Source organism: Pseudonocardia halophobica (assembly GCF_050948485.1).
In the GTDB taxonomy this organism is placed as follows: domain Bacteria; phylum Actinomycetota; class Actinomycetes; order Mycobacteriales; family Pseudonocardiaceae; genus Pseudonocardia; species Pseudonocardia halophobica.
The window spans coordinates 3,585,980-3,604,509 of record NZ_CP192046.1; the positions used below are offsets into that span (position 1 = coordinate 3,585,980).

Consider the following 18,530-nt stretch of genomic DNA (forward strand, 5'->3'; position numbering starts at 1 on the left):
CGTGCCGGTTGCGGACCCGGAGCTGGTCGAGCGCCTGCGCGGGGGCGACGAGCAGGCCTTCGCGGAGGTCGTCCGGCTCTGGTCGCCGGCCATGCTGAGGGTGGCGCGGGCGCACGTGCGCACGCACGCGTCGGCGGAGGAGGTCGTGCAGGACGCCTGGCTGGCCGTGCTGCGCGGACTCGACGGCTTCGCGGCCCGGGCATCGCTCAAGACCTGGATCTTCACCATCCTGGTGAACACCGCGCGCCGCCGCGGCCGGGCCGAGGCCGGCCGGGTCCTCGAGCTCGAGCGCCCGGGTGTGGACCCGCGCCGGTTCCGTGGCGAGGACGACGAGTACCCCGGGCACTGGCGGGACGAGGCGGCCCCAGCGGAGTGGGGCCCGGAGCCCGAGGTGCTCGCCGCCGAGTTCCGTGGTCTCCTGGGACGCGCCCTGGCCGAGCTCCCCGACCGGCAACGCGCCGTCGTCGAGCTGCGGGACGTCCACGGGTTCGACGCCGAGGAGGTGTGCACGCTGCTCGACCTCACCCCGGCCAACCAGCGGGTGCTGCTGCACCGCGCCCGGACCCGACTGCGCGGCCTGCTCGAGGAGGCGATCGCATGAGCGGCCCGCGGGATCCCGGGACCACGCCCGACGCCCTGCACGACGCGGCCGTCCGGCTCGCCTGCGCCGAGCTCGTCGAGGTCCTCACCGACTACCTGGAGGGGGCGCTCCCCGCGCACGACGCCGCGGTGATCGAGGCCCACCTCGCGTTGTGTCCCGGCTGCGCGGCCTACCTGGCCCAGATGCGGGCGACGATCCGCGTGCTCGGCCACGTGCCCGTCGAGACCCTGTCGCCCGAGGCGACCTCCACCCTGCTGGCGGCCTTCCGCGAGCGCGGGCCGGGCTGAGCCGGGATCAGCGACCTCGTCAGCGCCCCTCGGCGTCGAGCAGCTGGCCGTCGATCCACGGGTCGAACGAGCGCTGCCGGCCCCGGTCGTCGACGTACCCGCAGGCCCGGTTGGTGATCTCGTCCGGGTTCGCCGGGTCGCCGAACTCCGGCGGGGACTGCAGGTCACACGTGTAGAGAGGGGCCGGTGCCCCCGTGATCGTGACGGTCAGCGGAGTGTCCGCGGTGGCGGTGCCGGTGAGCACCGTCGCGGCGGCCGTGCCTCCGGTGGCGAGCACGGCGGCGCCCGCCGCGGCCCATCCGAGCCGCGCGGCGGACCGCTCGCGGCCCCGCATGCTGTGCCTGCCCATCTCGCACCCCCTCGGCGTCCCTCACCGGTGACATCGCACGAGCTGCCCGGAACGTGAACGCCCGGCCCGCTCTTTCACCGATGCCGGTGAGTTACCCACCTGATCCGTAACGAACCCGGCCCGGCGTGTGATGAACACGGCCGCACGTGGGGTGTTCGTGCCGGTGACGGGCCCGTCGGTACCATCGGTGGGATCCGGCAGGGCCTCGTGCGGGCCCTGCGTGCCCGTCCTGCCAGGCGCCGCGCAGCGGGCACACGCGCGAGTTCAGGAAGGACGGGGCAGCCGATGAGTGGCCACTCCAAATGGGCGACGACGAAGCACAAGAAGGCCGTCATCGACGCCCGCCGGGGCAAGATGTTCGCCAAGCTGATCAAGAACATCGAGGTCGCGGCCCGGACCGGCGGCGGTGACCCCGACGGCAACCCCACGCTCTACGACGCCATCCAGAAGGCGAAGAAGAGCTCCGTGCCCAACGACAACATCGACCGCGCGGTCAAGCGCGGCTCGGGTGCCGACGCCGGCGGCGCGGACTACCAGACGATCACCTACGAGGGCTACGGCCCCAACGGCGTCGCGCTGCTGATCGAGTGCCTCACGGACAACCGCAACCGCGCGGCCACCGAGGTGCGCACGGCGATGACGCGCAACGGCGGCACCATGGCCGACCCGGGCTCCGTCGCCTACCTGTTCACGCGCAAGGGCGTCGTGGTGCTGCCGAAGAACGACCTCTCGGAGGACGACGTGCTCATGGCCGTCCTCGAGGCGGGCGCCGAGGAGGTCAACGACCTGGGCGAGAGCTTCGAGGTCGTCTCCGAGGCCACCGACCTGATCGCGGTGCGCACCGCGCTGCAGGAGGCGGGGATCGACTACGACTCGGCCGACCCGACCTTCCTGCCGTCGATGCAGGTCGAGCTCGACGCCGAGGCCGCCAAGAAGGTCTTCCGGCTGATCGAGGCGCTCGAGGACTCGGACGAGGTCCAGAACGTCTACGCCAACTTCGACGTGAGCGACGAGGTCCTCGAGGAGGTCAACGCCTGAGGTCGGCTCACCCTCCGTCCGTCCGACGGCGCCGTCCCCCGTCCGGGGGCGGCGCCGTCGTCGTTCTCAGGGCCGTTCCGGCGGTGACCTCCGCGCCCGCGGGCCCGACAATCCCGAGGGGTCGGCGGGGCCGCGGCGGGCTATCCGGACCAGGACGGGCGGCGCGAGACGGACCGGCGCACAGCGACGGCGGAACCGGAGGCACGGATGATCAAGCGGATGCGCGAGCTGGCCGACGAGCTGGACGCGTCGTTCCACGACATCAAGGAGGCCGTGAACGCGCTGGCCGCGCAGCACGGGGCGGGCCGGATCGTCGTGCACGAGGACGAGCCACCGGAGTTCAAGATCCTCCGTGAGCAGTACGTCGACCAGCTGATCACCGAGGAGGGCTGCGAGGCGGTGCGCGAGATGCTCGGCCCGTCGCCGGAGGAGTTGGCGTGACGGCCGAACCGCGGTATCACGTCCTGTGACCGGCACCTCTGGTTCCGTAGTGACCACCGGGAGGGCACGTGGACACGGACTTCACCGCGGTTCCGGACTGGTTCGCGGGCGCCTCGGCGGGCGCCGGGGTCGCGGTCGGCGACCTCGCCGGTGACGGCGGCCGCTCCGTCGTCGTCCTCGTGGTCGACGCGCCGCCGGGCGCGAACGCCGGCAGGTACCGGGTCGGCCACGGGCTGACGGACGACGGTGCCCTGACCGGGCCGTGGAGCCCGTGGCGGCCGGTGCCGGACTGGGGGTTCTGGGAGAACCAGGGCGCGGGGATCGCGCTCGCCGACGTCACCGGCACCGGGTCGCTCGACCTGGTCGTGTTCACGGTCGACGCGCCGGACGGGCCGAACGGCGGCTTCTACCGGATCGGCCGGGACCTCGGCGCGGACGGCGAGGTCACCGGTGGCTGGACCGGCTGGACCGCGATCCCGGACTGGACGGGCTGGCAGAACGCGGGCGCGGACATCGCGGTGGCCGACGTCGACGGGGACGGGCGGCCGGATCTCGTCGTGCTGTCCGTCGACGCCCCCGACGGGCAGAACCACGGCTTCTACCGCAGCGGCCCGCTCGGGCCGGACGGCGTCGTCACCGAGTGGCGGGACTGGGCCGAGGTCCCGGCCTGGTGGGGCTGGGAGAACCAGGGCGCCGGGCTGGCCGTCACCGACCTCGACGGCGACGGCAGGCCGGAGCTGGTGGTCCTCGTCGTGGACAACCCGGCGGGGGAGAACGTCGGCTACGTCAGTGTCGGCTGGCGGCTCGAGGACGGCCGCAGCACCGACGGCTGGGGACCGTGGGAGCGGCTGCCCGGCTGGGGGTTCTGGGAGAACTCCGACGCCGCCCTCGCCGTCGTCTCCCTGGGCGCCCGAGGCATGCCGCACCTGTTCACGCTGGCCGTCGACGCCCCGGTCGGCGGGAGCAGCGGCTGGTACCGGGTGTCGGACCTGATGACGGACCGGGACATGGGCGCCGAGATGGGCGTCTGGCGGCTGCTCGAGCGGGACTCCGGGGTGCTGGCGGTCCACGCGGCGCTGCTGCACACCGGCTCGGTCGCGTTCTTCGCGGGCTCGAGCAACGACCCGGACAACGCCGCCGCCGGGCGCTTCGGCACGGCGGTGTGGCACTACCCGTCGAGCGCGCTGAGCAGGCCGGCGACGCCCGTCGACCTGTTCTGCTGCGGGCACGCCTTCCTGGCCGACGGCCGGCTGCTCGCGGCGGGCGGGACGGAGCGGTACGACCCGTTCCTGGGCCTGCGCCAGGCCGTGGTGTTCGACAGGACAAGGGTGCGCCCGACCCGGGCTCGCCGACCGGCGCGACGGGGGCGTGGGAGGCGGTGCCGGACATGGCCGGCGGCCGCTGGTACCCGACGCTGGTGGCGCTCTCCGACGGCCGGGTCCTCGCGGTCTCCGGGCTCGACGGCACCTCGCAGCTCAACATCCACCCGGAGGTCTACCGGGACGGAACCGGCTGGACCACGCTGCCGACCTCGCCGAACTGGCCGATGTACGGGCACCTGTTCCTGCTCGAGGACGGGCGGGTCTTCTACTCGGGCGGCCAGTACGGGCCGAACAACGGCGAGCGGCCGGCGCTGTGGGACCTCGCGACGAACGCGACGGTGCCGGTCGACGGCCTGCCGGTGCCGCAGGCCCGCAACCAGGCGGCGAGCGTGCTGCTGCCGCCCGTGCAGGACCAGCGGGTGATGATCGTGGGCGGCGGCCCGTGGGACATGCACGACATGACCGGCGCGACCGGCTCCGCCGCGGTGGTGGACCTGAAGGCCGCCGCGCCCCGGTACGTCGCGACCGGCTCGCTGGCCATGCCGCGGATGCACCTCTGCGCGACGCTGCTGCCGGACCGGACGGTGCTGGTCAACGGTGGCGCGATGATGGAGGAGTCCGCCGCCGACGCGGCCCTCGAGGCCGAGATCTACGTCCCCGCGAGCGGCACCTGGGCGATGGGCGCGACCTCGCGCGTCCCGCGGCTCTACCACTCCGTCGCCCTGCTGATGCCCGACGGCCGGGTGGTCACCGCGGGCTCGAACCCCGCGCGCAAGACCGAGGAGCTGCGCATCGAGGTCTACTGGCCGCCCTACCTGTTCCGCGGGACGCCGCCGGGGTGCGTGCCCGCGGAGACGGCCGTCGACTTCGGCGGGACGCTCGACGTCTCGACCGGGGACCCCGGCGCGATCGCCTCCGCCGCCCTCGTGCGGCCCGGCGCCACGACCCACTCCGCCGACGTCGAGCAGCGGCTCGTCGACCTGCCGATCCTCGCCCGGGGCTCGGTCCGGTTGACCGTCCGGCTGCCGGGGCCGGAGCACGCGCCGCCGGGCTGGTACCTGCTGTTCCTGCTGACCGGGGCCGGGGTCCCCTCGCGCGGGGAGTGGGTGCGGCTCGGCTGAGGACGGGTCCCGGCGGGGCCCGGGCCCGCCCACTGCTCGCCCGATCGGGGACGGGGTCGGGCCGAGGCGGAGGCTCGCCGGGAACTGTCGGTGCCCGGTCCTAGACTCGCCCCCGATGAGCCCCGCCACGAAGTCACCCGCCACACCGGCCGCCGGGAAGTCCGCCGCGAGCACCGGGAAGACCGCCGCGCCCGAGGGCAGGCGGCTGCTGCTCCTCGACGGTCACTCCCTCGCCTACCGGGCGTTCTTCGCCCTGCCCGCGGAGAACTTCCGCACGGGCACGGGGCAGACCACGAACGCCGTCTACGGCTTCACGTCGATGCTCATCAACCAGCTCCGCGACGAGCAGCCGACGCACCTGGCCGTGGCGTTCGACGTCTCGCGCAAGACGTTCCGGGCGGAGCGGTACGCGGACTACAAGGCGAACCGCACCAGCACGCCGGACGACTTCCGCGGCCAGGTCGACCTCATCAAGGAGGTCCTGCGCGCGCTGAACATCCCGGTGTTCGCGGTCGAGGGCTTCGAGGCGGACGACATCATCGCCACGCTGGCCACGCAGGCCGAGTCGCAGGGCTTCGAGGTGCTCATCACCACCGGCGACCGGGACGCGTTCCAGCTGGTCACCGACAACGTCACGGTGCTGTACCCGAAGCGGGGCGTGTCGGACCTGGGGCGCATCGACCCGGCGGAGGTCGACAAGCGGTACGGGCTCACCCCGACCCAGTACCCGGACTTCGCGGCGCTGCGCGGCGACCCCAGCGACAACCTGCCGAACATCCCGGGCGTGGGGGAGAAGACGGCGGCCAAGTGGGTCCGCGAGTTCGGCTCGCTCGGCGAGCTCACCGACCGGGTGGACGAGGTGAAGGGCAAGGCGGGCGACGCGCTGCGCGCCAACCTGGCCAACGTCCTGATGAACCGCCAGCTCACCGAGCTGGTGCGGGACGTGCCGCTCGACAGCGTGCCCGCGGAGCTCGAGGTCCGGCCCTGGGACCGGGACGCGGTGCACCGGCTGTTCGACGAGCTGGAGTTCCGGGTGCTGCGCGAGCGGCTGTTCGCCACGTTGCAGAGCGCCGAGCCGGAGGCCGAGTCGGGCTTCGACGTGCAGGGCGGGACCGTCGCGCCGGGCACCGTGCGCACCTGGCTCGCCGAGCACGCGCGCGACGGGCGGCGGGTCGGCGTCGCGTTCTCCGGGGTCGCCGGCGGGGTCACCGAGCGGGACTTCACCGGGATCGCGCTGGCCACCGGCGAGCCGACGCTGGAGGACCGGGCCGAAGGCGCCGATGCCGGCGTCCCCGTGGCCGGGTACGTGGACGTCCGGCTGCTGGAGCCGGACGACGAGGCGGCCCTGGGGGAGTGGCTGGCCGACCCGGCCGTGCCCAAGGCGTCGCACGACGTCAAGGCGGTGCTGCACGGGCTGCGCGCCCGGGGCTGGACGCTCGCGGGCCTGACCAGCGACACCGCGCTCGCCGCATACCTCGCGCGGCCCGGGCAGCGCAGCTTCGACCTCGCCGACCTGGCCCTGCGCTACCTGCGCCGCGAACTCGCGATGGAGGGCGGCGAGGGCGACGGCCAGCTGTCCCTGCTGGGCGGCGAGGAGGAGGCCGACGCGAAGCACGCCGAGACCGAGATGGTGTCGGCGTCGGCGGTGGCCGAGCTGGCCGACGCACTGGGCGCCGAGCTGGCCGAGAAGGAGCAGACCCGGCTGCTGCTCGAGCTTGAGCAGCCGCTGGCGTTCGTGCTCGCCGACCTCGAGGCCGCGGGCATCGCCGTGGACCGGGACCACCTGGAGTCGCTCGAGTCCGAGTTCGCGGCCCAGGTGAAGGAGGCCGCGCGCGCCGCCTACGAGGTGATCGGCAAGGAGATCAACCTCGGCTCGCCGAAGCAGCTGCAGGTCGTGCTGTTCGACGAGCTGAGCATGCCGAAGACCAAGCGCACCAAGACCGGCTACACCACGGACGCGGACGCTCTCCAGAGCCTCTACGAGCAGACCGAGCACCCGTTCCTCATGCACCTGCTGCAGCACCGGGACGCCACGCGGCTCAAGGTCACGGTCGACGGGCTGCTCAAGTCGATCGCGGCCGACGGGCGGATCCACACCACGTACAGCCAGACGATCGCGGCGACCGGCCGGCTGTCGTCGACCGACCCGAACCTGCAGAACGTGCCGATCCGCACCGCCGCGGGCCGGCGGATCCGCGAGACCTTCGTGGTCGGCGAGGGCTACGGCGAGCTGATGACCGCCGACTACAGCCAGATCGAGATGCGGATCATGGCGCACCTGTCCGAGGACGAGGCGCTGATCGAGGCGTTCAACTCGAAGCGGGACTTCCACTCGGAGACCGCGTCGAAGGTGTTCGGCGTGGCGGCGGACGAGGTCACCCCCGAGCAGCGCGCCAAGATCAAGGCGATGAACTACGGCCTGGCCTACGGGCTGTCGGCGTTCGGGCTCTCCGGGCAGCTGCGGATCTCCACCGAGGAGGCCCGCGCCCTGATGGAGGACTACTTCGAGACCTTCGGCGGCGTGCGGGACTACCTGCGCTCGATCGTCGACGTGGCCCGCAAGGAGGGCTACACCGCCACCATGCTGGGCCGGCGGCGCTACCTGCCCGACCTGACCAGCGACAACCGGCAGCGCCGCGAGATGGCCGAGCGAATGGCCCTCAACGCGCCGATCCAGGGCAGCGCGGCGGACATCATCAAGGTCGCGATGCTCAACGTGCACACCGCCCTGTCCGCGGCCTCGCTGCGCAGCCGGATGCTGCTCCAGGTGCACGACGAGCTGGTGCTCGAGGTCGCGGAGGGCGAGCGCGAGGCCGTCGAGGAGCTGGTGCGCCGGGAGATGGGCGCGGCCGAGACGCTGTCGGTGCCGCTCGAGGTGTCGGTCGGGTACGGCCGCAGCTGGGACGACGCGGCGCACTGATCGAGAAGCACTGATCGGACAGCACTGATCGGACAGCACTGATCGGAAACCCGGGTGCGGGGCCGGGCGCGGCCCAGCAGGATGGCGCGGTGCTGCTCGGCCCCTCGGACCCCTTGCCCGCGGGGCTCCGCCGCATCCTCGTCACCGGATGCTCCGGCTCCGGCAAGTCCACCCTCGGCCGCGCGCTCGAGGCGCGGCTGGGGCTGCCCTACACCGAACTCGACGGTCTGTTCCACGGGCCGGACTGGGTGCCGCGGCCCGAGTTCGCCGCCGACGTCGCGACGCTGGCCGGCGGCGAGCAGTGGATCACCGAGTACGGCTACTCCGCGGCCCGGCCGCTCGTGCTGCCGCGCGCCGAGCTGCTGGTGTGGCTCGACCTGCCGCGCGCGGTGGTGATGCGGCAGGTCGTGCCGCGGACCGTCACGCGGCGGATCCGCCGTCAGGAGCTGTGGAACGGCAACGTGGAGCCGCCGTTCCGGACCTTCCTCACCGACCCGGACCACATCGTCCGGTGGGCGTGGCGCACCCACGGCAAGACCGCCGTCCGGGTCGGGGAGGTGCAGGAGCGCAGGCCCGACCTGCCGGTCGTGCGCCTGCGCGCCCGCCGTGAGGTTCGGCAGTGGCTCGCCGGCCCGGTGGCCGCCCTCGCCCCCACCACCGCCCGCACCACCGAGCACGAGCGCGCGGAGCCCGAGAGCACCTGACCCGCGAGTCGCGCCCGGCCTCAGGGCACCAGCACGCCCCGGCCGTGCATCCGACCGTGCTCGAGGTCCGCGAAGGCGTCGGCGAAGGCGTCGAGGGGGTACCGGCGGGCCCGCACCGTCACCCCGCCGGCCGCCGCGAGCGCGACGAGCTCACGGAGGTCGTCGAACGTCCCGACGGCGTTGCCGACCACGCTGATCTCGGGCAGGACCAGGGCGAAGGTCGGCACCCGCAGCTCCCCGCCATAGCCGACGACGAAGTACGTGCCGCGCGGCCGCACCATCGCCAGCGCGGTGCCGACGGCGTCGCCCTCGCCCACGAAGTCGATCACGGCGTGCGCTCCGGCCCCGTCGGTGAGGTCGCGGACGCCGTCGACCTCCCGGCCGTCGACCGGCAGCACGTGGTGCGCCCCGGACTCGGTGGCCAACGCGCGGGCCTCGGGATCGGGATCGACGGCGACGATCGTGGCCGCGGTCAGCGCGCGCAGGCACTGGATGCCGATGTGGCCGAGCCCGCCGACACCGACCACCGCGACCGTGGTCCCCGGGCCGAGCAGGGGCACGGCCTTGCGGGCGACGTGCATCGCCGTGAGCCCGGCGTCGGCGTGCGGGGCGAGGCCGACGGGATCGAGGCCCGTGGGCAACGGGAGGACACCGCGCTCGGTGGTGAGGAGAAGGTCCGCGAACCCGCCGGCCCGGGTGAGGCCGGTGAAGGAGAGGCCGCGGGCGCAGCGCATGTCGTCGCCGGTGCGGCAGGCCGCGCACGTGCCGCAGCTCTGCTGGGGATGGCAGATGACGGTGTCACCCGGCGCCACGGCCTGCACCTCCGCCCCGACCGCCTCGACCACCCCGGTGTTCTCGTGGCCCAGCGTGAGCGGGAGGTCCGTCGGCACGGCCGGGGCGAACCACCCGTCGCGGATGTGCAGGTCGGTGCGGCAGAGGCCGGCGCCGGCGATCCGGACCACCACCTCGTGCGGGCGGGTCGGCTCCGGTTCGGGCACCTCGTCGAGCTGGGGTGGTTCGCCGTAGGAGTGCAGCCGCACCGCCCGCATGGGGACCTCCCTGAGATCGAAGTGTGCCGAGCGTCACACTCATCGTCGGGCGGCGGTAGTACGCAGTTCGACGTACCTCAGCGTGCTGGACGGGCGACGAGGGCGGCCAGCTCGGCCGGCACGGCGAGGGTGGCGGCGCCCCGGCGGAGCACGCCGTCGGACAGCGGCTCGCAGCGCACGCCACCGCGCCCGCGGAGGGCCTTGAAGGCCCCGGGTGCCAGCACGACGTCCATCCAGCGGCAGGGGTGCGCCGCGCGGTGCGCCCGGAACCGGACGGGACCGTCGCCGGAGTCGAGAGTGAACCCGGCGCCGGTGCCGGCCAAGGCGTCGACCGCGGCCCCGCGCAGGACGACGGTCCGGCGCGCCAGGACGGGGTCGAAGCGCGGCACGCCGAGATCGGTCGCGACGGCCTCGAGCGCCTCCGCCGACAGCAGGGTCACCGCCGCGCGCCGGTGCGCCGCGTGGTTGAAGTACCGGTCGCCGACGACGCCGAGCCCGGCCCGGACCTCGATCCGGTCCTGCCGCGGGTCCTCGGGGTCCGGCCGCGGCCCGTCCGCCGGGCGGCCCTCGTACGCGTGCACGGGCGAGGCGACCAGCTCGACGATCTCGACGGCGATGTCCACCGGCGCCTCGGTCGCGTCCTGCGCGGCGATCTCCTGCACACCCCGATGATGCCCGCGGAGCGGGCCGACCTGGGACGATGACGGCATGACCCGCGGCACGCCCCGGCCCGCGGTCGCGTACGTCCGGCGGGCCCGCGACCTGATCGACCGCGACTACGCCGAGCCGCTGGACCTCGACGCCATGGCCGCGGCCGCGGGCTTCTCGCGCTTCCACTTCGCCCGCGCCTTCCGCACGGCGTACGGCGAGACGCCCGCGGCCTACCTGACCCGGCGACGGGTGGAGCGGGCCAAGGACCTGCTGCGTTCGGCGAACCTCACAGTGACCGAGATCTGCCACCTCGTCGGCTTCACCAGCCTCGGCTCCTTCAGCAGCCGCTTCACCGAGCTGGTCGGCCTGAGCCCGACCGCGTACCGGGACGAGCACGTCCGCCGGGGCGGTCCGCCCCCCATCCCCGGCTGCGTCCTCATGAGCTGGACGCGCCCGCCGGCACCGCGCCCGCCGGACACCGCAAGCACGGAGAAGCCTCCGGACGCCGAGCGGTCCTACCGTTCTCCCGACCGATCCACCGAGGAGGGAACACCGTGATCGACCGCATGTCCCACACCACCGTCTGGGTCCTCGACCAGGACTCCGCCAGGAGCTTCTACACCGGCAAGCTCGGCTTCGAGGTGCGCACCGATGTGGTGATGGGCCCGGAGTCCGAGGGCGGGATCCGCTGGCTGACCGTCGGCCCGCCGGGCCGCCCCGACCAGGAGCTGATCCTCGCCGACCCGGCGATGGGCCACGACCCGTCGACGGCGGGCCAGATCCGCGAGCTCGTCGCGAAGGGGGCGCTCGGCACGGGCGTGATGGCGACGGACGACTGCCACGCCACCCACGCCGAGCTCGCCGGGCGCGGGGTCGAGTTCCTGCAGCCGCCGGCCGAGCGGCCGTACGGCATCGAGGCCGTGTTCGTCGACGACTCGGGCAACTGGTTCAGCCTCTGCCAGCGGCACCCGGCCTGAGCTCCCGCCCCGTGGTGACCGTCTCGGCCGCGGGGCGGCGCGCCGCACGCGGGGGCCGGGTGCCGCGCCGGTAGCGTGCGGCGCGGACCGGTGAGGGGAGCGCGCGTGCGGGTGCTCGGAGTCGACCCGGGGCTGACCCGGTGCGGCCTCGGCGTGGTCGACGGCGACGGCGGCCGCCAGGTGGCGTGCGTCGACGTCGGCGTCGTGCGCAGCGACGTCGACCTGCCGGTGGACCGGCGGCTCCTCGTGGTCGCCGACGAGGTGGAGCGCTGGATCGCCCGGCACCGGCCGGACGTCGTCGCCGTCGAGCGGGTGTTCAGCCAGCACAACGTCCGCACCGTGATGGGGACCGCGCAGGCCAGCGGCGTCGTCGCGCTCGTGGCCGCCCGGGCCGGGCTGCCGGTGGCCTTCCACACCCCGAGCGAGGTCAAGGCCGCCGTCACGGGGGCGGGCCGCGCGGACAAGGCGCAGGTCACGACCATGGTCACGCGGGTGCTCGGGCTGGCCGAGGCGCCGAGGCCGGCCGACGCCGCCGACGCCCTCGCCCTCGCGATCTGCCACTGCTGGCGGGCTCCGATGATGACCCGCATGGCGGAGGCGGAGCGCCGGGCCGCCGAGATCGCGAAGGCGCACAAGGCCCGCCTCGCCGCGGCGCAGAAGGAGCGCCGGAAGCAGCTGCAGCAGCTGGAGAAGCAGCGGCTCGCCGAGTCCGCCGCCCGCCCACGCCGCTGACCCCCCGTCCCGCGAGTCGGCACTCCGCAGCGAGCGGATGTGCGATCCCGGGAGACCCGGCATGTGCAACTCGGCCAGCCGGAAGTGCCGACTCGCGGTGCCAGAGCTCGCGACTCGCGGTGCCAGAGCTCGCGACTCGCGGAGGGTGAGAGCGCGACTCGCCGGGGGGTGCGGGCGGGACACGCCGAGGGGCGGGGGAGCGGGCGGGGGTGTCGGTGGGTCCCGGTAGCCTTCGGCCTCGAACGACTGTTCGCAGGAGCGGGGGAGTGCCGTGATCGCGTCCGTGCGCGGGCCCGTGCTGGAGATCGGGCTGGACCACGCCGTGGTCGAGGTCGGCGGCGTCGGGCTGGCGGTGTTCTGCGCCCCGGCCACGCTGGCGGGCCTGCGCCGCGGCACCGAGGCCCGGCTGTCCACCACGTTGATCGTGCGCGAGGAGTCGCTGACCCTGTTCGGCTTCGCCGACGCGGACGAGCGGGAGCTGTTCCTGCTGCTGCAGACGGTGAGCGGGATCGGCCCGCGGCTCGCGCTCGCCACGATCGCCGTCCTGGAGCCGGAGGTGCTGCGCCGCGCTCTGCACGACGGCGACCTGACCACGCTGACCCGCATCCCGGGCGTCGGCAGGAAGAGCGCCGAGCGGCTCGTGGTGGAGCTGCGGGACAAGGTCGTCGTCGCACCCGCACCGGTCACCGCGGCGGGCGCCGCCCTCCCGGCCACCGCCGGCAACGGTGCCTCGCCGGTCCGCGACCAGGTCGTCGAGGCGCTGGTCGGCCTCGGCTTCACGCTCAAGCCCGCGGAGCAGGCGGTCGACGCCGTGCTCGCCGACAGGCCCGAGGCCGAGGCCTCGCAGCTGCTCCGCGCGGCGCTGGCCGGCCTGGGCCGGAGCAGGTGACCGAGCCGGTGACCGAGTACGAGCCGGGGGACCTGCGGGACGTCGCCGCCGAGGCGGTCCCCGAGGACCTCGACGTCGAGAACTCGCTGCGTCCCCGCCGGCTCGCCGAGTTCATCGGGCAGCCGCGGGTACGCGAGCAGCTGGAGCTGGTGCTGGAGGGCGCCCGCCGGCGCGGCGACCCGCCCGACCACATCCTGCTCTCCGGCCCGCCGGGCCTGGGCAAGACCAGCCTCTCCATGATCGTCGCGGCCGAGATGGGTGCGGCGATCCGGTTGACGAGCGGCCCCGCGCTGGAGCGCGCCGGCGACCTCGCGGCCATGCTGTCCAACCTCGTCCCCGGCGACGTGCTGTTCATCGACGAGATCCACCGGATCGCCCGCCCCGCCGAGGAGATGCTCTACCTCGCGATGGAGGACTTCCGGGTGGACGTCGTGGTCGGCAAGGGCCCGGGCGCCACGTCCATCCCGCTCGACATCGCACCGTTCACGCTGGTCGGCGCCACCACCCGGGCCGGCGCGCTCACCGGCCCGCTCCGGGACCGCTTCGGCTTCACCGCGCACATGGAGTTCTACGAGCCGGACGAGCTGGAGCTCGTGCTCCGCCGGGCCGCCGTGATCCTCGACGTCGACCTGAAGCCGGACGGCGCCACCGAGATCGCCCGGCGCTCCCGCGGCACGCCCCGCATCGCGAACCGGCTGCTGCGCCGGGTCCGGGACTTCGCCGAGGTTCGCGCCGACGGAGCCGTCACCCGGTCCGTCGCCCGGGACGCGCTCGCGGTCTACGACGTCGACGAGCTCGGCCTCGACCGGCTCGACAGGGCCGTGTTGGGGGCACTCGTACGGACGTTCGGGGGAGGCCCGGTGGGCGTGTCCACGCTGGCAGTGGCGGTGGGCGAGGAACCCGGTACCGTCGAGGAGGTCTGCGAGCCCTACCTGGTGCGGGCCGGGATGCTGGCCCGGACGCCGCGGGGTCGTGTCGCCACGCCCGCGGCCTGGAGCCATCTCGGCCTGCGGCCGCCGGAGTCCGGCGGCGAGGTGCCGCCGGCGCTGTTCTGAACGCGGTCTCGATCGGGGGCGGAGCGGCGCCGGGGGCGCACCCGGCGGGCCCCGCACGGAAACCGCACGTCACGGGGCCGTCACGACGCCGGGTCGACCGACCGGGTGTCGGACCCGACTGGCAGACTCGGCCGTCCGACCTGCCCGAGAAACGGAGAAACACGACATCATGGACCTGAGCCTGCTGTTCCCGATCCTCATCCTGCTGCTCTTCATCCCGATCTTCCTGTCGGGTCGCAAGCAGAAGCGGCAGATGGCGGCGACCCAGGCGATGCAGAGCGCGCTCGCCGAGGGCGACGTCGTGACCACCACCTCGGGGCTGCGCGGCACGGTCGTCGACGCCTCCTACGAGGACACGATCGACCTCGAGATCGCCGACGGCGTCGTCACCACCTGGCTGCGCGCGGCCGTCCGGGACAAGGTCGCCCAGGACGACCACGCCGAGCACGCCGACGAGGCCGGCGAGACCCCGGCCGCGACCGGCGCCGCGACCACCGGCGAGCTCCCGGCGGGCGGCGTCACCAGCGCGAACGGGACGCCGAGCGCCAACGGGACGGTCTCGGACACCCCCGCCGACTCCACCGCGGACGAGAAGAAGTAACCGGATCGCCCACGGCGGGGCCGCCGTCGGCCCGCTGCGCCGGATGGTGCAGCATCGTGCGGGAACACCGGGCCGCGGCCAAGCCGCGGACGGGACCGGACAGGCCGTCCGCCGACGCGTGACCGGGCCGTGACGCCAGGAGAGCAGAGAGAGTGGCAACGACCCCGGGGCGGATCCGCCCCTGGCGGTACCTCGCGGGGTTCGCGGGCATCGTCGTGGTGCTGTACGCGCTGGTCGCCTTCACCGGCGACCGGTCCTTCGCCCCGAAGCTGGGCATCGACCTGCAGGGCGGTACCCGGGTCACCCTGACCGCACGCACGGAGTCGGGCCAGGTCCCGCCGCGCGACCAGCTTGTGCAGGCGCAGGCGATCATCGAGCAGCGCGTCAACGGCCTGGGCGTGAGCGGCGCCGAGGTGGTGCTCGACGGGAACAACATCACCATCACGGTGCCCGGCGACCAGGGTGAGCAGGCCCGCTCGCTCGGGCAGACCGCGCAGCTGCGCATCCGCCCGGTCGTCGGCCAGCCCATCGCCGCCACCCCCGCCGCGCCGCCGGCCGGGCAGGGCACCGGCGGCGCGACCACGCCGCCGGCCGGGCAGGACACCGGCGGCACGACCCCGCCTGGCGGGGAGAGCACCGCCCCGGCCCCGTCCGGCGGCGGCGCCCAACCGCAGAGCCAGGGCACCGGCCCCGTCGTCGACGGCGCGGTCGCCCCGGTCTCCTACAGCACCGCTCTGGCGCCGGCGCAGCAGCAGCCGACCCCGCCGCCGGGCGGCGGCGAGGACCCGGCGAAGGCCGCCGCGATCGCCGAGGCGAAGGCCACCCGGCAGAGCACCGACCAGGTGATCCAGCAGCAGGCGCTCCTCGCGCTCGACTGCAACGCGCCGGACCCGCTGCGGGGCTACGACGACTCGTCGCTGCCCCTGGTGACCTGCGACCAGGACAAGACCGCGAAGTACATCCTCGGGCCCACGGTCGTCGAGGGCACCCAGATCGCGTCGGCGCAGGCCTCGCAGAACCAGCAGGGCGTCGGCTACGTCGTCGACCTCAGCTTCAAGGCGGACGGTTCGAAGGCCTGGGGCGACTACACCGCGGCGCACATCGGCGAGCAGGCCGCCTTCGTGCTCGACGGCGAGGTCGTCTCGGCCCCGACGATCCAGGGTGCGCTGTACGGGAACACCCAGGTCAGCGGCAACTTCAACCAGCAGCAGGCGCAGGACCTCGCGGGCATCCTGCGGTACGGCTCGCTGCCGCTGTCCTTCGAGGCGTCCGACGCGCAGACCGTGTCCGCCACGCTCGGGCTCGCCTCGCTGGAGGCCGGCCTGATCGCGGGCGCCATCGGCCTGGTCCTCGTGTTCGTCTACTGCCTCTTCTACTACCGCGTGCTGGGCGTGCTCACGATCCTGTCGCTGGTGCTGTCCGGCCTCGTGGTCTACGCGGTGCTGGTGCTGCTCGGGCGCTGGATCGGGTTCACCCTGGACCTCGCCGGCGTCGCCGGGTTCATCGTCGCGATCGGCATCACCGCGGACTCGTTCGTGATCTTCTTCGAACGGCTGAAGGACGAGGTCCGCGAGGGCCGCTCGTTCCGCTCGGCCGTCCCGCGGGCCTGGGTGCGGGCGCGGCGCACGATCCTCACCGCCGACGCCGTGAGCTTCCTGGCGGCCGCAGTGCTGTACATCCTGGCCGTCGGGCAGGTGAAGGGCTTCGCGTTCACCCTCGGCATGTCGACGGTCCTGGACCTGGTCGTCGTCTTCCTGGTCACGCACCCGCTGGTCGCGCTGGCGTCGAACTCGAAGATCTTCGGCAGCCCGACGTTGTCCGGGCTCGGCGCCGTGGCGAAGATCGGCGCGCAGCGGCGGCGGCAACCGCGCGAGACCGCCGGCAGCGGGTCCGGCACGAGCAAGGGGGCCTGAGGCATGGTCGGGACGAACGGGGCCGGCGCCGCCCGCAAGCGCGGGGTACTCAGCCGGCTGTACACGGGCACCGGGGCGTTCGACGTCGTCGGCCACCGCAAGACCTGGTACGTCTCCTTCGGCGTGCTGGTGCTGGTCTGCGTGCTGTCGATCGCGATCCGCGGCTTCAACCTCGGCATCGACTTCACCGGCGGCTCGCAGTTCCAGATGCCCGCCTCGGGGGCCAAGGGCACGATCACCACGCAGCAGGTCGAGGAGGTCTTCCGGTCCTCGGTCGGCGAGGAGCCGGCGTCGACCCAGTCGGCCGGCGCCGGCGGCTCGGCCACGATCCTCGTCCGGTCGGAGCCGCTCAACCCGGCGCAGATCGCCTCGTTCAAGGACGCGGTGTTCCAGCAGCTCCAGCCGCTCGACGCCGGCGGACAGCCCTCCGAGCAGGTGATCAGCGACAGCGCGGTGAGCGGCACCTGGGGCGGGGAGATCACCCGCCAGGCGCTGATCGCCCTGGCCGTGTTCCTGGTGCTCGTCACGATCTTCCTGGCCTTCTACTTCGAACGGGCCATGGCGATCGCGGCGCTCGTGGCGCTGGTGCACGACGTCGTCGTCACTGCGGGCATCTACTCGCTGATCGGCTTCGAGGTCACCCCGTCCACGGTCATCGGCCTGCTGACGATCCTCGGCTTCTCGCTCTACGACACGGTCGTGGTGTTCGACAAGGTCAAGGAGAACACCCGCGGGCTGCTCAACCTGACCCGCCGGACGTACGGCGAGCAGGCCAACCTGGCCGTCAACCAGACGCTGATGCGCTCGATCAACACGTCGCTGATCGCGGTGCTGCCGGTGATCGGGCTGATGGTGGTCGGCGTGGGGCTGCTCGGCGTCGGCACGCTCGCCGACCTGGCGCTGGTGCAGCTGGTCGGCATCATCGCGGGCGCCCTGTCCTCGCTGCTGCTGGCCACCCCGCTGCTGGTCGACCTCAAGATGCGCGACCCGCGGTTCCGCAAGCAGGCCGAGCGGGTCGCCGCCCGCCGGGCCCGGGCCGCCGCCGCGCAGTCCGGGGACACCGGCGACGAGGACCTCGACACCACGGACGACGAGGCCCTGGCCCGCGAGCTGCGCCGCGAGCGCGCGATGGCCGCGGCGGCCAGCGCCCCGGACCGGGCGCGGCCGGGCCGGCCGCAGGGCAAGGCGGGCCAGAACCGGGCGGGCCAGAACCGGGCGGCGTCCGGGCGGCCGAGCGGGAAGCGGCGCCGGTGAGCGCGGCGTCGGACCGCCCGGCCGACCCGCTCGAGGTCGACGAGTCCGTGCTGGAGCTCGAGAAGGTCCGGGAGCTGGTCCGGGCGGTGCCGGACTACCCGGAGCCGGGCGTGCTGTTCCGCGACCTCACGCCGGCATTGGCGGATGCGGAGGCGTTCGCCATCCTGACCACCGAGCTCGCGGCCTCCGCGGGCGCCGCCGACCTGATCGCCGGCGTCGAGGCCCGCGGCTTCCTGATCGGTGCCGCGGTCGCGCTGGTCGCGGGCACCGGGGTCGTCCCGGTGCGCAAGGCGGGCAAGCTGCCGGCCGTCGCCGGGTCGCGGACCTACCAGCTCGAGTACGGCACGGCCACGCTGGAGCTGCCCGCGGGCACCGTCGAGCCCGGGGCCCGGGTCTTCGTCGTCGACGACGTGCTCGCCACCGGCGGCACCGCCGCGGCGGCCTGCGGGCTGCTCACGGACGTCGGGGCCGAGATCACGGGTTTCGGCACGGTCGTCGAGCTGGCGGCGCTGAGGGGCCGCGAGCGGCTCACCGGGATCGACGTGCACGCCCTGCTCACCTACTAGGCGAGCATTCCTCCGGGCTACCGGAGGGTTATCCTTCGGTAGGTGGTGACAGGAGCGGAG

General features: G+C 74.1%; 20 protein-coding genes. 17 read left to right on the forward strand and 3 right to left on the reverse strand.

All coding sequences use genetic code 11. The annotated features are described in order from the left end of the window. The first annotated feature begins 1 nt into the window (after position 1). Entirely contained in the window at positions 2–601 is a 600-nt protein-coding gene (locus ACQP04_RS17245) for an RNA polymerase sigma factor (protein WP_433508045.1), read from the forward strand. Beyond that, positions 598–888, forward strand: a complete 291-nt coding sequence (locus ACQP04_RS17250; protein WP_433508046.1) for an anti-sigma factor family protein — start codon at positions 598–600, stop codon at positions 886–888. Before ACQP04_RS17245 ends, ACQP04_RS17250 begins: the two co-directional genes overlap by 4 nt. A gap of 19 nt (positions 889–907) precedes the next feature. Here the strand turns inward: ACQP04_RS17250 and ACQP04_RS17255 are convergent, their stop codons facing one another. Then, entirely contained in the window at positions 908–1,237 is a 330-nt protein-coding gene (locus ACQP04_RS17255; RefSeq protein ID WP_433508047.1) for a hypothetical protein, read from the reverse strand. A 285-nt stretch (positions 1,238–1,522) separates the two neighbouring features. On the opposite strand from ACQP04_RS17255, the gene ACQP04_RS17260 reads away from it, so the two are divergent. The 6 genes from ACQP04_RS17260 (at position 1,523) to ACQP04_RS17285 (ending at position 8,783) form a co-directional block, all read left to right on the forward strand. Continuing rightward, positions 1,523–2,275, forward strand: coding sequence for a YebC/PmpR family DNA-binding transcriptional regulator (locus tag ACQP04_RS17260; RefSeq protein WP_433508048.1), 753 nt, complete (start codon positions 1,523–1,525; stop codon positions 2,273–2,275). Positions 2,276–2,482: 207 nt separating this feature from the next. Beyond that, a complete protein-coding gene (locus tag ACQP04_RS17265; RefSeq protein ID WP_433508049.1) occupies positions 2,483–2,716 on the forward strand; it encodes a hypothetical protein in 234 nt (77 codons plus the stop codon). 68 nt (positions 2,717–2,784) lie between these two features. Beyond that, the gene (locus ACQP04_RS17270) at positions 2,785–4,461 is read left to right on the forward strand and encodes a hypothetical protein (RefSeq protein ID WP_433508050.1); all 1,677 of its coding nucleotides are present in this window, start codon (positions 2,785–2,787) and stop codon (positions 4,459–4,461) included. Next, positions 4,377–5,159 carry a galactose oxidase-like domain-containing protein gene (locus tag ACQP04_RS17275; protein ID WP_433508051.1) on the forward strand — a complete coding sequence of 261 codons (783 nt, stop codon included), beginning with the start codon at positions 4,377–4,379 and terminating at the stop codon, positions 5,157–5,159. Before ACQP04_RS17270 ends, ACQP04_RS17275 begins: the two co-directional genes overlap by 85 nt. 115 nt (positions 5,160–5,274) lie before the next feature. Then, complete coding sequence (polA, locus tag ACQP04_RS17280) at positions 5,275–8,079, forward strand: DNA polymerase I (protein ID WP_433508052.1); 2,805 nt, start codon at positions 5,275–5,277, stop codon at positions 8,077–8,079. Positions 8,080–8,168: 89 nt separating this feature from the next. Next, a complete protein-coding gene (locus ACQP04_RS17285) occupies positions 8,169–8,783 on the forward strand; it encodes an AAA family ATPase (RefSeq protein WP_433508053.1) in 615 nt (204 codons plus the stop codon). 20 nt (positions 8,784–8,803) lie between these two features. Here ACQP04_RS17285 and ACQP04_RS17290 read toward each other — a convergent pair whose 3' ends face one another. Further along, positions 8,804–9,832, reverse strand: coding sequence for an NAD(P)-dependent alcohol dehydrogenase (locus tag ACQP04_RS17290; RefSeq protein ID WP_433508054.1), 1,029 nt, complete (start codon positions 9,830–9,832; stop codon positions 8,804–8,806). A gap of 77 nt (positions 9,833–9,909) precedes the next feature. Beyond that, on the reverse strand, positions 9,910–10,494 hold the full coding sequence (locus tag ACQP04_RS17295; RefSeq protein WP_433508055.1) for a molybdenum cofactor biosysynthesis protein: 585 nt from the start codon (positions 10,492–10,494) through the stop codon (positions 9,910–9,912). A 46-nt stretch (positions 10,495–10,540) separates the two neighbouring features. Between ACQP04_RS17295 and ACQP04_RS17300 the strand changes: the two genes are divergently transcribed. The 9 genes from ACQP04_RS17300 (at position 10,541) to ACQP04_RS17340 (ending at position 18,470) form a co-directional block, all read left to right on the forward strand. After that, complete coding sequence (locus ACQP04_RS17300) at positions 10,541–11,041, forward strand: helix-turn-helix transcriptional regulator (RefSeq protein WP_433508056.1); 501 nt, start codon at positions 10,541–10,543, stop codon at positions 11,039–11,041. Further along, a complete protein-coding gene (locus ACQP04_RS17305) occupies positions 11,038–11,460 on the forward strand; it encodes a VOC family protein (RefSeq protein ID WP_433508057.1) in 423 nt (140 codons plus the stop codon). The genes ACQP04_RS17300 and ACQP04_RS17305 overlap by 4 nt, the downstream gene beginning before the upstream one ends. A gap of 105 nt (positions 11,461–11,565) precedes the next feature. Continuing rightward, positions 11,566–12,192, forward strand: a complete 627-nt coding sequence (gene ruvC / locus ACQP04_RS17310) for a crossover junction endodeoxyribonuclease RuvC (RefSeq protein WP_433508058.1) — start codon at positions 11,566–11,568, stop codon at positions 12,190–12,192. Positions 12,193–12,463: 271 nt separating this feature from the next. Then, on the forward strand, positions 12,464–13,081 hold the full coding sequence (gene ruvA, locus ACQP04_RS17315; protein WP_433508059.1) for a Holliday junction branch migration protein RuvA: 618 nt from the start codon (positions 12,464–12,466) through the stop codon (positions 13,079–13,081). An 8-nt stretch (positions 13,082–13,089) separates the two neighbouring features. Further along, positions 13,090–14,136 carry a Holliday junction branch migration DNA helicase RuvB gene (ruvB, locus tag ACQP04_RS17320; RefSeq protein ID WP_433508060.1) on the forward strand — a complete coding sequence of 349 codons (1,047 nt, stop codon included), beginning with the start codon at positions 13,090–13,092 and terminating at the stop codon, positions 14,134–14,136. Positions 14,137–14,305: 169 nt separating this feature from the next. Beyond that, positions 14,306–14,737: a preprotein translocase subunit YajC gene (gene yajC / locus ACQP04_RS17325; protein WP_433508061.1), complete on the forward strand. Its 432-nt coding sequence runs from the start codon at positions 14,306–14,308 to the stop codon at positions 14,735–14,737. Between the two features lie 152 nt (positions 14,738–14,889). Then, positions 14,890–16,650, forward strand: coding sequence for a protein translocase subunit SecD (gene secD, locus ACQP04_RS17330; RefSeq protein ID WP_433508062.1), 1,761 nt, complete (start codon positions 14,890–14,892; stop codon positions 16,648–16,650). Positions 16,651–16,653: 3 nt separating this feature from the next. Then, a complete protein-coding gene (secF, locus tag ACQP04_RS17335; protein ID WP_433508063.1) occupies positions 16,654–17,904 on the forward strand; it encodes a protein translocase subunit SecF in 1,251 nt (416 codons plus the stop codon). Between the two features lie 50 nt (positions 17,905–17,954). Continuing rightward, positions 17,955–18,470: an adenine phosphoribosyltransferase gene (locus ACQP04_RS17340; protein ID WP_037044576.1), complete on the forward strand. Its 516-nt coding sequence runs from the start codon at positions 17,955–17,957 to the stop codon at positions 18,468–18,470. The last annotated feature ends 60 nt before the right edge of the window (positions 18,471–18,530 follow it).

What these genes read in the sequence shown, in the direction of transcription:
- ACQP04_RS17250 (WP_433508046.1), top strand. Translation starts at nt 598, where the DNA reads ATGAGCGGCCCGCGGGATCCCGGGACCACGCCCGACGCCCTGCACGAC.
- ACQP04_RS17255 (WP_433508047.1), bottom strand. Translation starts at nt 1,237, where the DNA reads ATGGGCAGGCACAGCATGCGGGGCCGCGAGCGGTCCGCCGCGCGGCTC.
- ACQP04_RS17260 (WP_433508048.1), top strand. Translation starts at nt 1,523, where the DNA reads ATGAGTGGCCACTCCAAATGGGCGACGACGAAGCACAAGAAGGCCGTC.
- ACQP04_RS17265 (WP_433508049.1), top strand. Translation starts at nt 2,483, where the DNA reads ATGATCAAGCGGATGCGCGAGCTGGCCGACGAGCTGGACGCGTCGTTC.
- polA (WP_433508052.1), top strand. Translation starts at nt 5,275, where the DNA reads ATGAGCCCCGCCACGAAGTCACCCGCCACACCGGCCGCCGGGAAGTCC.
- ACQP04_RS17290 (WP_433508054.1), bottom strand. Translation starts at nt 9,832, where the DNA reads ATGCGGGCGGTGCGGCTGCACTCCTACGGCGAACCACCCCAGCTCGAC.
- ACQP04_RS17300 (WP_433508056.1), top strand. Translation starts at nt 10,541, where the DNA reads ATGACCCGCGGCACGCCCCGGCCCGCGGTCGCGTACGTCCGGCGGGCC.
- yajC (WP_433508061.1), top strand. Translation starts at nt 14,306, where the DNA reads ATGGACCTGAGCCTGCTGTTCCCGATCCTCATCCTGCTGCTCTTCATC.
- secF (WP_433508063.1), top strand. Translation starts at nt 16,654, where the DNA reads ATGGTCGGGACGAACGGGGCCGGCGCCGCCCGCAAGCGCGGGGTACTC.